The sequence below is a fragment of the Paenibacillus sp. Dod16 genome (assembly GCF_049893405.1).
Taxonomy (GTDB): Bacteria; Bacillota; Bacilli; order Paenibacillales; family Paenibacillaceae; genus Paenibacillus_AQ.
On record NZ_JBNDYG010000141.1, the window covers coordinates 1 to 455 of the forward strand.

Consider the following 455-nt stretch of genomic DNA (forward strand, 5'->3'; position numbering starts at 1 on the left):
GCGACGTCCTACTCTCCCGGGACCCTTCGGTCCAAGTACCATCGGCGCTGGAAGGCTTAACGGTCGTGTTCGGTATGGGTACGCGTGGAACCCTTCCGCTATCGCCACCAAACGTATATTCAGGATCCGGCATCGCCAAATGCCGCGATCATCCTCCTTGCAAGTATAGCTTGTACACTTACAATTCAGTTTTGATCACCTGAAAACTAGATACGAAACGAAATTTGCGTTGATTAGAATCCGTAGCATTCACCCGATGTGGTATCGGGGTCCCCGGAAAGTATTCGGCGTTGCTCCAAAGCTTCGCTTCACTTTTTGGGGTCATTTGGATAAGCCCTCGACCGATTAGTATTGGTCAGCTCCATGCATTGCTGCACTTCCACCTCCAACCTATCTACCTCGTCGTCTTCAAGGGGTCTTACTAGTTGGGAAATCTCATCTTGAGGGGGGCTTCA

2 rRNA genes are annotated in these 455 nt (G+C 50.8%); both read right to left on the minus strand.

The window, feature by feature from the left end:
• Positions 1-112 (minus strand): 5S ribosomal RNA (rrf, locus tag ACPV3A_RS37795); the annotation flags it as partial.
• 213 nt (positions 113-325) lie between these two features.
• Positions 326-455: ribosomal RNA gene (locus ACPV3A_RS37800) — 23S ribosomal RNA — on the minus strand; the annotation flags it as partial.